Origin of the sequence: Rhodoferax sp., assembly GCF_034519335.1 — a bacterium.
Taxonomy (GTDB): domain Bacteria; phylum Pseudomonadota; class Gammaproteobacteria; order Burkholderiales; family Burkholderiaceae_C; genus Allorhodoferax.
On sequence record NZ_JAXHOL010000034.1, the window covers coordinates 14846 to 30183 of the forward strand.

Annotated in this window: 18 protein-coding genes and 2 pseudogenes; 6 read left to right on the forward strand and 14 right to left on the reverse strand. The window is 63.5% G+C overall.

The features are described from left to right. Window positions 1-58: 58 nt before the first annotated feature. From U5O12_RS14465 to U5O12_RS21210, 5 genes are all read right to left on the reverse strand, one after another. Window positions 59-358 carry a hypothetical protein gene (locus U5O12_RS14465; RefSeq protein ID WP_322579321.1) on the reverse strand — a complete coding sequence of 100 codons (300 nt, stop codon included), beginning with the start codon at window positions 356-358 and terminating at the stop codon, window positions 59-61. A gap of 1253 nt (window positions 359-1611) precedes the next feature. Then, window positions 1612-2334 carry a tetratricopeptide repeat protein gene (locus U5O12_RS21205; RefSeq protein ID WP_416221503.1) on the reverse strand — a complete coding sequence of 241 codons (723 nt, stop codon included), beginning with the start codon at window positions 2332-2334 and terminating at the stop codon, window positions 1612-1614. After that, window positions 2335-2586, reverse strand: coding sequence for a hypothetical protein (locus U5O12_RS14470; RefSeq protein WP_322579322.1), 252 nt, complete (start codon window positions 2584-2586; stop codon window positions 2335-2337). It abuts the gene before it with no gap. Then, complete coding sequence (locus U5O12_RS14475; RefSeq protein ID WP_322579323.1) at window positions 2583-3395, reverse strand: hypothetical protein; 813 nt, start codon at window positions 3393-3395, stop codon at window positions 2583-2585. The genes U5O12_RS14470 and U5O12_RS14475 overlap by 4 nt, the downstream gene beginning before the upstream one ends. A gap of 185 nt (window positions 3396-3580) precedes the next feature. Then, window positions 3581-3727, reverse strand: a complete 147-nt coding sequence (locus U5O12_RS21210) for a TIR domain-containing protein (RefSeq protein WP_416221497.1) — start codon at window positions 3725-3727, stop codon at window positions 3581-3583. Between the two features lie 535 nt (window positions 3728-4262). On the opposite strand from U5O12_RS21210, the gene U5O12_RS14485 reads away from it, so the two are divergent. From U5O12_RS14485 to U5O12_RS14495, 3 genes and pseudogenes are all read left to right on the forward strand, one after another. Further along, window positions 4263-5093, forward strand: coding sequence for an NAD-binding protein (locus U5O12_RS14485; protein ID WP_322579324.1), 831 nt, complete (start codon window positions 4263-4265; stop codon window positions 5091-5093). A 162-nt stretch (window positions 5094-5255) separates the two neighbouring features. Next, window positions 5256-5384: a hypothetical protein gene (locus U5O12_RS14490; RefSeq protein WP_322579325.1), complete on the forward strand. Its 129-nt coding sequence runs from the start codon at window positions 5256-5258 to the stop codon at window positions 5382-5384. A gap of 491 nt (window positions 5385-5875) precedes the next feature. Next, window positions 5876-6046: pseudogene (locus U5O12_RS14495) on the forward strand (hypothetical protein); the annotation flags it as partial. A 14-nt stretch (window positions 6047-6060) separates the two neighbouring features. Here the strand turns inward: U5O12_RS14495 and U5O12_RS14500 are convergent. Together U5O12_RS14500 and U5O12_RS14505 are read right to left on the reverse strand one after the other, a co-directional pair. Further along, window positions 6061-6204 carry a hypothetical protein gene (locus U5O12_RS14500; protein ID WP_322579326.1) on the reverse strand — a complete coding sequence of 48 codons (144 nt, stop codon included), beginning with the start codon at window positions 6202-6204 and terminating at the stop codon, window positions 6061-6063. 541 nt (window positions 6205-6745) lie between these two features. Beyond that, complete coding sequence (locus tag U5O12_RS14505) at window positions 6746-7105, reverse strand: hypothetical protein (RefSeq protein ID WP_322579327.1); 360 nt, start codon at window positions 7103-7105, stop codon at window positions 6746-6748. Between the two features lie 157 nt (window positions 7106-7262). Between U5O12_RS14505 and U5O12_RS14510 the strand changes: the two are divergent. Continuing rightward, window positions 7263-7442 (forward strand): annotated as a pseudogene (locus tag U5O12_RS14510) (alcohol dehydrogenase); the annotation flags it as partial. A gap of 6 nt (window positions 7443-7448) precedes the next feature. On the opposite strand, the gene U5O12_RS14515 reads toward U5O12_RS14510, so the two are convergent. From U5O12_RS14515 to U5O12_RS14545, 7 genes are all read right to left on the reverse strand, one after another. Continuing rightward, window positions 7449-8831, reverse strand: coding sequence for a hypothetical protein (locus tag U5O12_RS14515; protein ID WP_322579328.1), 1383 nt, complete (start codon window positions 8829-8831; stop codon window positions 7449-7451). A 151-nt stretch (window positions 8832-8982) separates the two neighbouring features. Then, window positions 8983-9429: a nuclear transport factor 2 family protein gene (locus U5O12_RS14520; protein ID WP_322579329.1), complete on the reverse strand. Its 447-nt coding sequence runs from the start codon at window positions 9427-9429 to the stop codon at window positions 8983-8985. Continuing rightward, entirely contained in the window at window positions 9426-10151 is a 726-nt protein-coding gene (locus U5O12_RS14525; RefSeq protein ID WP_322579330.1) for an alpha/beta fold hydrolase, read from the reverse strand. Before U5O12_RS14525 ends, U5O12_RS14520 begins: the two co-directional genes overlap by 4 nt. Window positions 10152-10153: 2 nt before the next feature. Next, window positions 10154-11326: an ABC transporter substrate-binding protein gene (locus U5O12_RS14530; protein ID WP_322579331.1), complete on the reverse strand. Its 1173-nt coding sequence runs from the start codon at window positions 11324-11326 to the stop codon at window positions 10154-10156. A gap of 91 nt (window positions 11327-11417) precedes the next feature. After that, window positions 11418-12641, reverse strand: a complete 1224-nt coding sequence (locus U5O12_RS14535) for a LysR family transcriptional regulator (RefSeq protein WP_322579332.1) — start codon at window positions 12639-12641, stop codon at window positions 11418-11420. Window positions 12642-12646: 5 nt separating this feature from the next. After that, entirely contained in the window at window positions 12647-13459 is an 813-nt protein-coding gene (locus U5O12_RS14540; protein WP_322579333.1) for a phytanoyl-CoA dioxygenase family protein, read from the reverse strand. A 17-nt stretch (window positions 13460-13476) separates the two neighbouring features. Beyond that, on the reverse strand, window positions 13477-13752 hold the full coding sequence (locus U5O12_RS14545; RefSeq protein WP_322579334.1) for a hypothetical protein: 276 nt from the start codon (window positions 13750-13752) through the stop codon (window positions 13477-13479). 99 nt (window positions 13753-13851) lie between these two features. Between U5O12_RS14545 and U5O12_RS14550 the strand changes: the two genes are divergently transcribed. Then, complete coding sequence (locus U5O12_RS14550) at window positions 13852-14343, forward strand: Rrf2 family transcriptional regulator (RefSeq protein WP_322579335.1); 492 nt, start codon at window positions 13852-13854, stop codon at window positions 14341-14343. Continuing rightward, window positions 14330-15226: an NAD(P)/FAD-dependent oxidoreductase gene (locus U5O12_RS14555; protein WP_322579473.1), complete on the forward strand. Its 897-nt coding sequence runs from the start codon at window positions 14330-14332 to the stop codon at window positions 15224-15226. Before U5O12_RS14550 ends, U5O12_RS14555 begins: the two co-directional genes overlap by 14 nt. Window positions 15227-15338 lie beyond the last annotated feature (112 nt).

Below are 15338 nucleotides of genomic sequence, written 5' to 3' on the forward strand. Positions count from 1 at the left end.
GTAAGTGATATCTTGCATCTGCTTGACCACGAGGCCATTGCGGTCCTGCACCGGAATCTCATTCCCCGAATGCTTTTGGCAACCAGGCGATCACCGGCAATTGACTGCGGCGACGATCACGGTCGGCGGCAGGCAATTTCAGGATGTCCTGACCGTAGGCACACTGGTACTCACTTCCGGCATCCAGAGTCAACTCATGCTCCAGCACAGAGCGCACGGTAGTGAAATCGATGTTCTCTATGTCGACGAAAAAGAATTTCGACTTGCCACCAACCGGGTCCGTGTTGCCGCAAAAGGTAAAGCGGGTAATGAACGGGCCGGTTCCCAGCTCAAGACCAAGTTCGGGAAGCGTGCTCATGCCCAAGGTGCCAGTGGGGCCACCCTCCCACCGCACTGCGCCCGGGGATCAATAAACTGCAGCACTTTTGACTTCGATGCTGCCAATGGCATTCGGGGGTGATTTTGAGCCGGAATGTCCTGAGCACGGGGCGTCACTGCGACTCGGCAAACCGTCGACATTGTTCTCCTCTGTATTGTCGGCGCACTCCTCGCCACTGACCGAGAGCGCCGCATCGACAAGCGACCGCCCTCGAGGTAGCTAGTCCCCGCCGCGAAACCGCTGGGGGACAGTCCCGCATAGGCTGCGGCGTCAGGAACCACCGAATGACACCGCCTCATCCCCGGTACCCGCTGCAATACTGGTGATGGCAACTGAGCTGTCGTCCGGGATATAACGCAGGTGGCATACCGGGGTCGGGCAAGCCCAGGGTCGGCAGCGCCGGATCCAGCAAGCGGAAACGCTGCAACACCACGTAACGCATCCCGCTGGTTTCAACGACTGGACTCGGATTGGGCCGGCGAAGGTACCGGTGCCAACAGCACACCTGACCCGTCAAACGCTCGCCAGCGCCCCCATTTTCGCGATACCTCCGCCCTGCAGGGCCGCCGTCTCGAACGTGAGGACTGTGTACTCTTGCCCAAGGTCTAGTGCCAGTGCTTCGCTCAGGCCGCTTACCGGATTATGATTGATCTCAATATTACCCCGGCAAAGTGCCGCCATGATCCCCCCACGCCAACCCCCGGGGAGGCTGGGCTAATATGCAACTTTCAAGTGGGTCACCATTGCCGCCGTAGCTGAAGCCCGCCAACGCGAGGCCGCGTAAACCAGCGCGGCGGCTTCGCCTGCCTGATCAGACCAGCGACGCCAAACGTATCGCTGCTCGTCAATGTCGACCCCGTAATATCCCGCCTCAACATGTGTTGCTCCCTTCTCATCAGGGTAACTTCATTAATTTGGTGCACGCCAATCGCAGCACTTAGTCCAACGACCAGTTTAACCCGACTGGCCGGCCATTCCGTCAGGTACCCATAAACTTACAGCACGCTTTTCCCGGGCGCGTAACCCGCGCGCAAAGGCTTCTGATCACCTTTTCGAGCAGCAACGGGCGCCTGGACGAGGAATTCGGCCATTGTTCTGCCTGCAAAACATGCAAGATATGCGCCGGTTTATCAAACAACGCGAGCGAGTATAGCCAAAGCGAATAGTTCGCGAGTGAATAATATATGTCGCAGGTAGGATCTGGTTTGCCGGTGGTCATGGTGTGCCGTCGTTCACCTGCTGCACCTCCCCCAGTGCTGCCGCCTCTGCGCCTCGGTTTGTAGCCTGACAGCAGAGCCGCCAGCCGCGCCGGGCCGCCGCACATACCGGCGCACTCTTGTCCCTGGCCAATTGCCCATAGCTTGTTTGCAACAGAGTTTCCGCCTCGTCCAGCCTGCCCAGCCCGCATCAGGATCAGCTCCCGAACATCGCCTCCATTTGCGCCACCAGCCAGTGATCGGCACCGTAGGAGCCTGCAGCCAGCGAGGCGACCCGGTTCTGCAATGTCCGCAGCGCCTGCGGGGCCTCGCCGTCCAATGTAAGCAGGCCGGGTAAGCTCGATTCCGACCACGCGCCACTTCCGGATGGGAAAGCTCGGCGCAGGAGGTGCCGTGGGTTTGGAGGGCATTGCGCAACAAGTCCTTCGGCTTCCTCTCTGGCCCCTGATTCCGCCAGGGCCCCGGCCAAGCATCGGCCATCGTTGCCGCCACCTCGGGGTGAGAGGGGCCCAGCACTTTCACCTTGATCGCCAGCGCCTGGCGGCCCACGGCGATCGCGTCCAGATCGCCGGCATCGTATGACAGGAACGCCAGGTTGATCAGCGCCTGGGCGATGTCCGGATGTTCTTCGCCGAACAGGTCGCGCTGCGCATCGGGTTGTGGGACCTGGTACGTCTTTCCTGGCCTTACCGGGGCTGGCCTCGTGGCACCCGATAAAGCAGGCGGGGCCGAGATTATTCAGCCCGTTCGCGAGGCTGGGGTGCTTCTCGCCGTAGAGGTGGCCGGGTCCATGGCCGGGGATTCGAGGTAGCGGCGTACTTCGCTGCCGTCGAAGGGGCCCGACTCCATCAACAGCGAAGCCTTGTTGTTGATATTTTCCGCCAGATCGGGGTGGGGCGGTTCGCCGACACAGCTCTCGCCGCATTGCCAGGATTCGTAGATAACTCCCGGTCTTCCTGTCGAACCTCGTTCTCGGTCAAACTGGTTCAAACCCAGCTCCTCGATCGTTCCTTCGCCCATACAAGCCGGTGCTTCTCCTGTTCATGCTGGCGTTGATCGACAAGTACGAAAAGCGAACAGGGGCTCGGGTCCCTCGAAACGCCCCACGCGACATCAGGTGCGGCCTTGCCCCCAGCGCGCGCCCCGGCCATATCTCCGATGCTGGCCGGGGTAGCGCCCGATTCACGGCCAATCTGTTCGACCGCGTCACCACTGTAGAGCGACTCGGCCGCCTCCAGCTCAGCACTGACCGTGCCCACATGGGCCAGGTGCAGCGTGGTCTGCACGATCTCCTGTTGCGGAACGTGAAGGGGCAGGGAGCGAGTCGATTTCGCGAGCGCCTTCTCCAGCATGGTACGCGCATCTTTATACAGCCCCAGGCTGGAGAACACGCTGCCGATGGCATCCATCAGCCGCGCCTGTATTTCCGGCTGCGCCGCAAGTTCCGTGTCGATACGCTGGGCGCCCGCGGTCAGGATCTCCCGGGCGGTAATGGTTTCGCCGCGGGCCTGACCGGGGTCGGATACCTCGAACAGGCTGACCAGGAACGATGTCGTCTGGCGCGCCGTCTCGGCCTCGGCTTCGGCGCGGACACGCTGGCGTTCCGCCTCGTTGCGGGCAATCACCGCGGTGGTTGCGAGCGCGATGGCCACCACCATGCCGACCACCGCGGAACCGGAGATGATGGCCAGGCGCTGGTTGCGGCGCTGCAATTCGCGCTGCCGCAGATCGTCAAAGCCGAGCCCCAAAATCCCCGCCAGCAGCTTTACCCGGGCGGTTGGCCTGGGCGTCCGTGCCATGATGCCTGGCGTCCGCGGCAATAGGCTCGGCGGGCTCATCCGAAAGCTCGCCATCGGCGCCAAGCTTGAAGCGCAATGCCGGGGGAAAACACTCGAAATGCTCTATGCCTTGTTTTTCTGCCTGTGGAGTAGGGTTCGCCATCGACGATGAGGCTGAAAATCCTGATCGGATCGGCCCAGGCGCTTTAAGGCCTGATCTCCTCGTTGACCCAGTGGGACTTCGCCGAGGCCATCGAGCAGATGACGATCTGCACGGCGGAGGACTCCAGCGCCTGGGTCAGCTTGTTGCCGAGGTCGGTGGCGCTGGCAAGCTCCTCGCGGTCGCGAAACACCGGCGCCAGGCGACTCCGGCACCTTGCCCATTTCCGTCTGCCGCCCCACCAGGCGCTTGGGAAACGCGATAATTCTCCAGGAGCGGTGCAGCCAGCACGACCATTTATCGTGGGAGTGACTGTAGCTTAAGAAGGCCTTGTACTCGTAATCCTGCCAGTCGATCACTGATTTTTCCCAATCGGCGAGGCGGCGGTTTCGTCAGGTCTTCAGCCTGATTTCGCCAATACCAACGCGATGCCTCCGAACCCTGCGCTGCCATGCTAACCCTTTCGACCTTCTCGATGCTACCAATGATAGAACGCCCCGGCAAAGACGCGCTTTCTCTGGTGATGCATTCCCGCTAAAGTGACACCAATCCTGGCCGGGACAAGCCCACCGCAATGACCCCATCGCACAACGCCTCAGGCAACACGCGCCACGGCAACCAACCCGACACCAGCAGGTGAACTCGGCCGGCCGCCAATGAGCGGACCCTGGTGGGCCTGCCGGCGGTGCTGACCAGTTCTGCTCGGCTGTATCGGTTACAGCCAGATAATGGTCTTCGCCGATGCGGGCGGCCCCCATACCTGGTGGGATGTTGCCTACGCCAGCCTGCAGCTGTTTATTTTCGAGGCGCCGGATCAGACGGCCGGTTGGCCGGTATACCTGCAGGTCGCCCGGGCCATGGCGCCCATCATCGTTCTCTACACTGCCGCCAAGGCCGTCTGGGGTGTGGTCGAGGAGCAGGTCGCCCTGTACGGGCTGCTGTTTCGAAAGCGGCGCTTCGTGGTGGTTTGCGGTATCGGTGAAACGGGCTTTCGCATCGCCCGAGATTACTGCCTCAACTCCGACAAACGGGTGGTGGCGATCGATAATGACCCGCTCAACGCCCTGGCCGCCGAACTGAAGAACTACGGCGCCATCGGGTGGTGCGGCAACGCCATGGACCCACTGGTGCTGCTCAAGGCCCAGGTCATCTACGCCAAGGAACTGTTCCTGTGCACCAGCGACGACAAGGCGAATATCGCCATTGCCAAGAATGCCGAGCGCCTCACCCGCCGCCTCAAAGACACCGAGGTCAAAAGGCTGGAGGCAATCGCCCGGCAGCGGGAAACCCGCCATCGGCGGCGAACCTCCCGATGCGGCACTCGCGCTGTTTCCTGTGCGTGGACTCGCCGGATATCTGATGAGGTCTTCAGCGTTCACAGCTTACTTCGAGATCAACAGCTCCCGCTTTGCCATACGGCTGTTCAACCGGCGCGAGACCATCGCCCGCAATATATTCAGGCTGTGCGCACCCGACCTGTACTATCGCCCGGCCACACGCGGCAACGAGCCCATGCACATCCTGTTTATCGGCTTCGGAGGCGCTGGTGCGGGAAATGATCCCCGGCAGACCAGCGCTACCCGCCCACTACACCGACTTCCGCCTGCCCCATGTCACGGTGCTAGAGCGAGTCAAAAATGCAGGCGAAGGTGGAGCGGTTCCGCCACCGCCACCCCCACCCGGATAAAACCATCGATATCAATTTCGTTTACGCCGACCCGATGACGATTACTCCTGAGACCTGGTACGAGATGCAGACCGCCACCCACTTTGACGTGTGTTACGTGGCCCTGGTGCATGACGTCGAGGGCATCCTCTCGGCGCGCCGGCTGAATCGCTTGCCCGCCTAGCGGCCTGCCGCCGCTGAATTTCGTGGTCTGCCTGAACCAGCAGAACTTTCTCGCCGAAATCATCGACGATGATTTCCAGCCAATCGACATGAATAAGATCAACCTGCCCGAACATGAGCCCATCGAGTACTTCGAGTGCCTCGACCAAACCATTTCCATCGACGTCGTCGTCAACGAGGCCCTCGACGCCATGGCCCGCACCCCGCACAACGCCTACCTCAATACCCAGCTGGCCAATGGCGCGAACCCCCGGGGCAATGCCTCGCTCATCCCCTGGTCGGAACTGCCGGTGCACAAGAAGAAAGCGAACCAGCACGCCGCCGCCCATATGGATGTCAAGTTGCGTATCGCCAATTGCGTGGCGCTGCCGTTTGACGCCCGGGAACCGGAAGCGGTGTTCCCCCCGGACGACTTCATGATGGAACTGCTCGCCCAGCTGGAGCACCGCCGCTGGATGGCGGACAAGCACCTGGCGGGCTACAGCTACGGGGGAGACGCGGGACGAGGATCGCATGCTGCACCCCGACCTGATCCCCTGGGAGCAACTGACCGAGGCGGACAAGGAAAAGGACCGGGCCAATATCCGCCAGATTCCGCGCCTGCTGAAATTGCAGGAGCAGAAGGTCTGTCACATGTACCTCGGCCTGCACGATATCCGCTAGAGGTTCAGGTTCCGCTAGAGTATCGAGCCCTTTTTCGCCAGAAAAATGGTGTGATGGCTGCCCTTGCCCGGGCGCGCCCGCACCGCGCGCACCGTCACGTGGAAGCCGGTCTTTTTCAGGCGGATGACGAACTGCGGGTCGAAGCCCGCGGACCACACAGCCAGTGTGCCTTCGGGGCCGAGCGCACGGTGCAGGGCCCTGAGTCCCGCTGCAGAATAGAGCCTCTGGTTCGTCTACCTGGGTCAGGCCTTCAGGGCCGTTATCGACATCCAGCAGAATCGCGTCGAAGGCATTGTCACTGCCAGCTACCAAATCGGCGACATCCCCGATGTGAACCCGGGTGCGGCGATCATCCAGCGGCCTGCCCGCGCAATCCCCCAGCGGCCCCCGGTTCCAGTCGACCACCGCCGGTATCAACTCGGCCACAGTCACCGCAGCCGAGGCCGGCACAGCTTTCAGGCTTGCCGCGAGAGTGAAGCCCATGCCCAAACCGCCGACCAGGACCCGGGCGCCGGCAACGGACGCCAGCCGCGCACAGCCCAGTTCAGCCAGCGCTTCTTCCGAGCCGTGGACACGGCTGTTCATCAGCTCGCCGCGGATACCGGACAGGCGAATGGAGAATTCCTTGTCTGCGCTGCGCCAGGGTTAGCGTTCCCCCCGCCATTGGGAATGTCGACAGCGGCCGGGTCTGCCATTTATTCATCCAGCTGATTCCGCGGGCGCAACTGGATTCGCGCCCGACCGGGGCAGGGCGAGCGCCAGGGCGGCGGCCAGCAGCAGGGTGACGACCAGGCACTGCAGCACCAGTTCGTAATTGCCCAGGGTGTCATAGGCAAGGCCCGCCAGGGGCGCGCCCACCAGGCCGAAAGGCAGGAATAGCGGCGCCTGGGCGCCGGTCACCTGGCCGATATGCGCCGCGTCAAAATAGCGGCTGTTGAGGTAGGGGTGCATCGGCATGATGCCGCCCGCGGCGAATCCGAACATGAAGACCGCCGGCAACACTGCCGCGGTACTTGCGGCGAGCAGCAGCAGGCAGATGGCCCCGGCCCCGATCAGCATCAGGCCCGCCGCGATCCAGCGGCGTAAGCGCGGCCGGCATCCCCTACCCACGCGAGAATGGCCTTGCCGGTAAAGCCGCCGATCCCACCCGCGGAAACGAACAGTCCCGCCTCGGCGACCGAGTACCCCGATTGCAGGAAATGCGGCGGGTAACAGATTGGGCAGCCACGGGATGCAGGCCCACCGCTACGGCGCCATGCTGGACATGGTGCGCACCGGCAAGCTGGCGCCTGAAAAATTGGTGGGTAAAAAGATCAACCTGCAACAGTCCATAGACGCGCTGATGAACATGGACAAGTTCGAGGTTGCGGGCGTCACCGTCATCACCGAGTTCTGATGCGACTCAGAACGGCAAGTCTTTCTTACCCTCGCCTTTCGCGTTCACTTTCATGGGAATCACATAGATCAGGCTAGGGTCGCGAAACACCAGATCAAATGACTGCGGGGCCCAGTCCCCCTGGGCTTTGAACTGGGTGGTGTAGCGGATCATGAGGGGGTTGCTGTAATCCATCCAGAACTTCGCCGTCATGGCACCTTGGTTGGGATATTGGTACGCCACCTGAATGTTGCCCCGGATCGCCATTAAGCGGGCAATCTGCGCATTCCAATCCGTCGCTACCTCATCACTGATACCCCAAGGCCTGACCGTATCCAGAAACGTATCAGCCGCAAAAATCGGGTACTTCGTTACGCTTGACTGCAAGCACACCCCAACCGAATTCTTCAAAACAAAAGTACGCGAAGAATTGGCCGCTTTGTAGGTGGCAGACACCACATTGGCTGGAGGCAGCTCAAAGGAATCGACGTTCTTTCCGAGTTGGGGAAGACAGCTCAGCAGAACGCTGCGGAAATTGTCGGGTCGCACATCGACCAAGTCGAATTGCTTGGGAATGCGGATGGCATCCGCAGGGACAGCATCTGCGAATGTGGACAGCACACTGTTGTCAATCACAACCGGAGTGCCACTTTCCGCACCTGCGAACCGGCCAGGCACATTAACAGTGCCTTCTTTGTTTTCCACCACAGCCAACAAATTCTGGCCTGTGGTGTGCACCCAGGGTTTCAGATGTCGGGCGTATTCGGGGTCTGCCAGGTTGCCTTCTTGCTTCACAAAGTAAACCGTCTCCAAGGTTTGGGCCCGGTACCGTGATGCCCAGATGTTCACCATGACTACGTTGTCGGGCAAGGCGTTGGCGTCGGCAGCAACAGGCGCCAGTATCGACTTCACCCACGCGTTGCTGTGAGAGCCGGCTTCCGCAACCAGCTTCTTGAAGTTGGAAACACCCGAGCTGTTGGCACACACAAACGAACCCACCGACGAGTATTCAGACGCGGGTCGGTCCGAGAAATTGTCCACCCAATCGTTCTTGTTGGTACTGAGATTGCAAGGCTTGACACCCCCATCCAGAGTGGAACGTCGTTCTGTAAAGGACACCACTATCAAGGGCAACATACTCTCGGACTCGGTGTTTCTCAGCGTCAGCACATACTTGGAAACCGACCCGCTGGGCTCCCTGGTTTTGCTGTTGACTAGGGGAATGTTCTGCACATTGCGGCCCCTCAACATCCACTGCCCGGCAGGCAAAGGGTAGGGCTTGGAGAACATTCCCAGACCAATTGCCCCTTGTACTATTTTCCCTACTTCCAATTGCTCGTAATGGGTTTGCGCCTGTGCAGCTTGCGCCAACAACACAACGATGTACCCCAAACCCCGCGTGATTTTCATGTGTAGCCATCCCTGAATGTCGCCAAGACCGGCGCAGCAGGTTGACTGTACTGCACAGAATTACCGCCGGCTGGGTCACGCAGAAAAAGCAAACGAAAACCACCTAAAGCGCCCGTGGAATAAGCGCAAACAGCTACTAAATCAATAGCAATTACGATGCTCCATTGCGGTACAAAATGAACTGCGCACGGCGGCTTCGGATACGCCAGCCCTCGGGGGTGTGCTCCAGCTCGTCCACAAACTCGCCCACCTGGCTGGTCGCGTCGGCTGGGCGGCCCTGCGGGGTGGAGGGGCTGCTGTGGCGGCCGGTCCATAGCAGCACTTTGCTGCGGGCTTCTGCCGTTCCGGCCTGCAGGTCCACGCTCACCTGCTGGTTGCACACCAGGTGCTGGGTCAGGCGGTCCGGGTCGCGGCCGGCATACGCCTTGGCAATGGCTTCTCGCCCCTGCAGCAGGCTGCCATCCGGCCGCACCAGCGTGCCATCGGGCACAAACAGCGCGGCAAAACCTTGTGCATCCCCACGGTCCACCGCGTCGGCGCCCTGCAGCACCAGCGCGCGGCATGCGGCTTCGGCAGCCACAGTCTCCAGCGTGCTCATGCTGCCGTATTGGCCAACCAGCGCGCCAGGCTGGCGGCCACATCGGCAGGCCGCTCCATGGGTGCCATGTGGCCCGCTTGGGCTATCACGTCCAGCACCGCATGCGGCGCCAGCGTTTGCATGTCGGCATGCTGCGCGGGGGGCGACCAGCTGTCTTGCGCGCCACACTGCAGCAGCGTGGGCACCACCAGCGTGCGCAACACATCGCTGGCATCAGGCCGCGCCAGCAGCGCCTCGATTTGCGCGGCGAACACATCGGCGCTTTTGCGCGCAAACATGGCCACTACGGATTCAATCAGCGCCGCGTCCTGCAGCCGGTCCGGGTGCACCATGCCCTGCACCCAGGTCTGGGCCATGGCGCGCACACCCTGGGTGCGCGCCACCTCCAGCAGGGCGTGGCGTTTGGCGGCCTCTTGCGCGCCGGCCTCCCCCGCTGCGCGCGGCAGGTGGCCCGTGTCCATCAGCGCCACGCCGGTCACGCGCTCTGGCGCCTGGCGCAGCAGCTCCATCGCCACACGCCCGCCCATGGAATGGCCGGCCAATGCAAAGCGCTCCGCGGGTGCGCTCTGCAGCACCCCACGCGCCATGGCGCCCAGGCTATTGGCCATGCCGTAGTCCGCCACCCACGGCCTAGTGCCCGCGGGCAGGTGGGCCAGCAGCGGCTCCCACACCCCACCGTCGCACATCAGGCCAGGCAGCAAAACAAGTGTCTGCGCGCCCATGTTCACTTGCCTGCCTTGGCCGGGTCTTTCACGGCGGTGAAGGTCTGCACCTCGGTGTTCCACAGCTGGCCACCGACCTTCTCTACCTTGCGCACATAGATGTTGTGCACCACGTCGCGCGTAGCCGGGTCGATGGTGACCGGGCCGCGCGGGCTCTCAAAGCTCTGGCCTTTCATGGCAGCCAGCAGTGATTCGCCCGTACCACCCTGTGTGGCCTTGGCTGCCTCGTAGATCACGCGCATGCCGTCATACGCGCCCACCGCCATGAAGTTGGGGCGCAAGCCGTTGTTGGCCTTGCCAAAGGCTTCCACAAACTTCTTGTTGAGTGCGGAGTTGTGCGCGGCCGAGTAATGGTGCGCCGTCACCACGCCCAGCGCCACATCGCCCATGCCATCCAGAATGTCGTCGTCCGTCACGCTGCCTTCGGCAATCACGCGGATACCGGCCTTGTCCATGCCGCGTTCGGCAAACTGCTTCATCAGCGCCGTGCCTACGCCGGCGGGCACAAAGGTAAACAGCGCATCGGGCTTGGCATCACGCACCTTTTGCAAGAAGGGCGCAAAGTCCGGGCTGCGCAGCGGCACGCGCAACGACTCCACCACCACCCCACCCTGAGCCACAAAACGCTGGTTGAACCAGGTCTCGGAATCCACGCCCGGTGCGTAGTCCGTCACCAATGTCACCACCTTGCGGATGTTGTTCTTGACCGCCCAGTCCGCCAGGATGGTCACCACCTGCGGCACGGTGAAGCTGCTGCGCACGATGTAGGGCGAGGCCTCGGTGATGCTGGAAGTAGCCGCCGCCATCACCACCATGGGCGTTTTGGACTGGGTGGCAATGGTGGCGCTGGCCATGGCCAGCGGCGTGAGGCCAAAGCCGGCCAGCACGTTCACCTTGTCGTTCACCACCAGCTCCTGCGCCAGGCGTTTGTTCACATCGGCCACGCCGGTGTCGTCTTTCACAATCAGCTGCACTTTTTTGCCGCTCACGGTGTCGCCGTTTTGGGCGATGTAGAGGCGCGCGGCGCTTTCCAACTGCTTGCCGGTGCTGGCAAATGGCCCCGTCAGCGGCAGCAGCAGGCCGATCTTGAACGTGTTGTCTTGCGCCCAAGCCATGCTGAGGCTGGAGGCCAGTGCAGTGACTGCGGCAGTGCGGATGAAGGTACGTTTTTGCATGGTGTGTCTCCGGTTTTTTGTGTCCGGCGTCAGTGTGCAAGCGCAGCCGCAGCACGTCCAATGCAAAGGCCTGCTGACCTATGCAATTTGCTTATGGCGTCTGGCCCGACCCTAGCGCCCCACCCACCTGCCGCAAGATGCTCTGCCACTGCGCAGCAGCCGGTGTGGGCAGGTAGCTGCTGCGCCACAGGGCGCCAATCTGCCGCTGTGCGTGCTGCACCGGCAAGGGCAGCTCCACCAGCAAGCCTGCCGCTATTTCGCGCGCCACCTGGCGTGGTGACATCAGGGCCAGGCGGTCGCTGTCTTGCAGCATGGCCTGCATCATCAGTGCACTGTTGGCCCGCACCTGTGCAGTTGGCGCAGGCAGGCTAGCGGCCTGCAGCATCTGTGCAAATGCCTTTTCAGCCGGGGTGTTGGGCATGGGCATGACCCACTGCGCCGCGCGCAGCGCCGCCCAGCCCAAGCGGCGGCGCTGGGCCAGCGGGTGGCCCGCACGCGCCACAACCGCCAGGCGGTCTTCAAACAGCAGCTCCTGGCTCAGATCAGGCGCGGGCGGCGCGCTGCGCAGCGCCCCCACAATGCAATCCAGCTCCGCATGGCGCAGCTGTGCCACCAGCGCATCAAAGGTGCCGTCAATCAGCACCAGCTGCACATGCGGCTGCTGCGCCAGCAGCTGCTCCACCGCCGGGGCCAGCAGCATGGTAGTGGAAAACGGCAGCGTGCCCACCACCAGCCGCCCCTGCAAGGCCGCGCCCGGTTCGGGCCATTCGTCCACGGCCTGGCGCAGCTCGGCTTGGGCCAGCTTGCTGGCGAGCAGCAGGCCCTCCCCCGCCTCGTCCAGCCGCAAGCCGCTGCGCGCGCGAATGAATAGCGGCGCCGCCACCATGTGCTCCAGCTGCTGCAGGCTCTGGTGCACTGCGGGCTGGCTCACACCCAGTTGCTGCGCGGCACGCCCTTCGCTGCCCGTATCTACCAGCGCCTGCAGCACTTGCAGATGCCGCGCTGCCACACCCAGTGCCAGCGGGCTGTGGTGCCAAGCGGTAGCCGCACTGCGCGTGCGGTGCCGGTCGGCATCCGCCAGCAGCTGCAGGGCGCGCGCGGCCCGCAGCGCCAGCTGGCGCCCGCGCACCGTGGGCTGCATGCCGCGGCCCACGCGCTCAAACAAGGGGTTTGCCAACGTGGCTTCGAGCTGCTGCACCGCGCGGATGACGGAGGACTGCGCCACATGCAAGAGCGTGGCCGCACGCTGGCTGCTGCCCACCTGTGCCACGGCCGCCAAGGCGCGCAGCAAGCGCAAGTGCGGCAGCAGCTCCATGTGGCCTAGCGCCAGTTCAGCAGGGGGAACAGCGCGTCGTCCATCTCCGCGCCATCGGGCAGGCGGTCTGCCAGGCCGGGGAACGGCGGCGAGGTGCGCCAGCTGCGCACCGCGTGGCGCGCGTCATCGCCCAGGTAGCGGGCCGAGAACACGCGCCGCCGCGTGCCCGGCCCCACGCCGCTGCTGGCGTGCAGCGTGAGCATGTGGAAGGCCACCGCATCGCCCGGCTGCAGCGCCCAGCCCAGCTGTTCAAACTGCTCGGGGTGCGCGTCAATCTGCGGCAGCTCGGCCAGCGCGCCTTCGGGGAACCACTTGGCCTGCAGGTCGCGAAAGGTGCGCGGCATGTACCAGGTGCCCGCGTGCGACCCGGCCACAAACCGCAGCGTGCTCTCCAGTGGCACCGGGTCCACCGGAATCCAGAAGCTCACGTTCTGCCGGCCCGCCACGTTGTAGTAGGGCTGGTCTTGGTGCCAGGGCGTGGGCTGGCGTGTGCCGGGCTCTTTCACCAGCAGGTGGTCGTGGTAAATGCGCACCGTCTCGCTCTGCATCAGCTGCGCGGCCACGCGGGGCAAGGCACTGTGTTGCATCACATCCGCATAGTCCGCGTTGTGCTGCCAGGTGCAAAAGTCTTCGACAAACTTGCCCGGGTCATCGGCCTGGCTGGCCACCTGCGCCAGGGGGCTCAGGTGGGCCAGGTTGTGCTCAATGCCGCGCGCAAGTTGGGCCACCTCTGCGGGCTTAAGCAGACCGCGCACCACCACAGCGCCTTGGCGCGCGTAGTCTTGCACGGTGGCGGGGGGCAAGGTGTAGTCACGCATGGTGATCACTGCGCGCCCTACGCTGCCCCACCTTGCGCCAGCGCCTGCTGCATGCCCGGCGCGTAGTCGGTGTAAATCCACTGCGCAATCACCTCGGGCGTCATGGTGTCGGGGTGGCCGGCCTCTTCGCTCACGCGGGCCACTTCCTCGGCGCCGGTGAGCGTGCCCACAAACATCTGCAGCACCGCCTGCAGGCCGCCCTGCGCCAGTGCGGCATCGCCCAGGGTTTTGAGTGCGTCCCAGGCTTGGGCTTCGGACGCTGCGCTGTTAGAGAGATAAGGCGTGGTGGACATAGGTGGATTTGGAGACACAACAATGCAACAAGTCTAAACCGGAGCCAGGGCAAAACCCCTTGGTGCCACGGGTTTTCATCATGCAACTACATTAGTTACATGAAACAAAACAGCCAACTGTCTGACGTCTTGCATGTGCTGCTGCACATGGCCGAAGGCGAAGGCCCCGCCACCTCTGAGGCGCTGGCCGCCGCCATGCAAACCAACCCGGTGGTGCTGCGCCGCCTCATGGGCGGGCTGCGCGATGCCGGGTTTGTGGTGTCGGCCAAGGGCCACGGCGGCGGCTGGGTGCTGGCCTGCGACATGGACCGCATCACCCTGGGCGATGTGTACCAGGCGCTGGGCGCGCCGCCGCTGGTGTCGCTGGGGTTTAGAGAAGACCGCCCCACCTGCCTGGTGGCCCTGGCCGTGAACGAGGCCCTGGCCGGCGCCGCGCAAGAGGCCGAGGCGCTGCTGCTCAAGCGCTTTGGCGCCGTCACCTTGGCCACGTTGTCCGCCGACTTTCACCGCCGCATGGCCCAGCACCACGCTGCAGGCCACGCCCATCCACACACCCACCAACTGAATGACCACACCCATGATCCACATTGACTTTGCCGTCATCGGCGGCAGCTACGCCGGCATGGCCGCCGCCCTGCAACTCGCCCGCGCGCGGCGCAAGGTGCTGGTGGTAGACGCCGGCCAACGCCGCAACCGCTTTGTGGACGCAGCCGGCGGCACATCGCACGGCTACCTGAGCCAAGACGGCCGCGCCCCGGCCGAGATAGCCGCCGACGCCCGCGAGCAGCTCATGAACTACCCCAGCGTGGAATGGCTGCACGGCAGCGCAGACCGTGCGCGCGTGGCCGCAGATGGGCGGCTGGAATTTGAAGTGGGCAGCCAGACCATCAGCGCGCAGCGCCTCATCATTGCCACCGGCGTGCGCGACGAACTGCCACCCGTGCCCGGCCTGGCCGAGCGCTGGGGGCGCAGTGTCTTCCACTGCCCGTATTGCCATGGCTACGAGGCAGACGCCGGGGCCATCGGCATCATTGCCGCGTCCCCCTTGGCGCTGCACCACGCCATCATGCTGCCGGACTGGGGCCGCCCCACCCTCTTCCTGAATGGCAACTACACACCCAGCGCCGACGACCTGGCCACTATTGCCCGCCGTGGCACGCAGATTGAACCGATGCCCATTGCGCGCATTGTTGGCTTTGCCGACGTGGTGCTGCAAGACGGCCGCACGCTCCGCATGAACGGCCTGTTTACCCAGCCGCGCACGATGATGAGCAGCCCCGTGGCCGAGCAACTGGGCTGCGCGCTGGAAGATGGCCCCATGGGCCTATTCATCAAGGTGGACGAAGGCAAGGCCACCAGCGTGCCGAATGTGTTTGCGTGCGGGGATGCGGCGCGGGCGGCGGGGAATGTGACGCTAGCGGTGGCGGATGGGGCGATGGCGGGGTTTGGGGCGCATCGGGCTTCGATGTATTGACCCACCAAAGCATTTCGCTGGTGTTTCTAAGTCAAATAGGCCCGTAGCCATCGCAGGATATGCGTGAGCAGCTTCTATTTTTATAGCGTCTAGCACCAACCGCCACAACTCC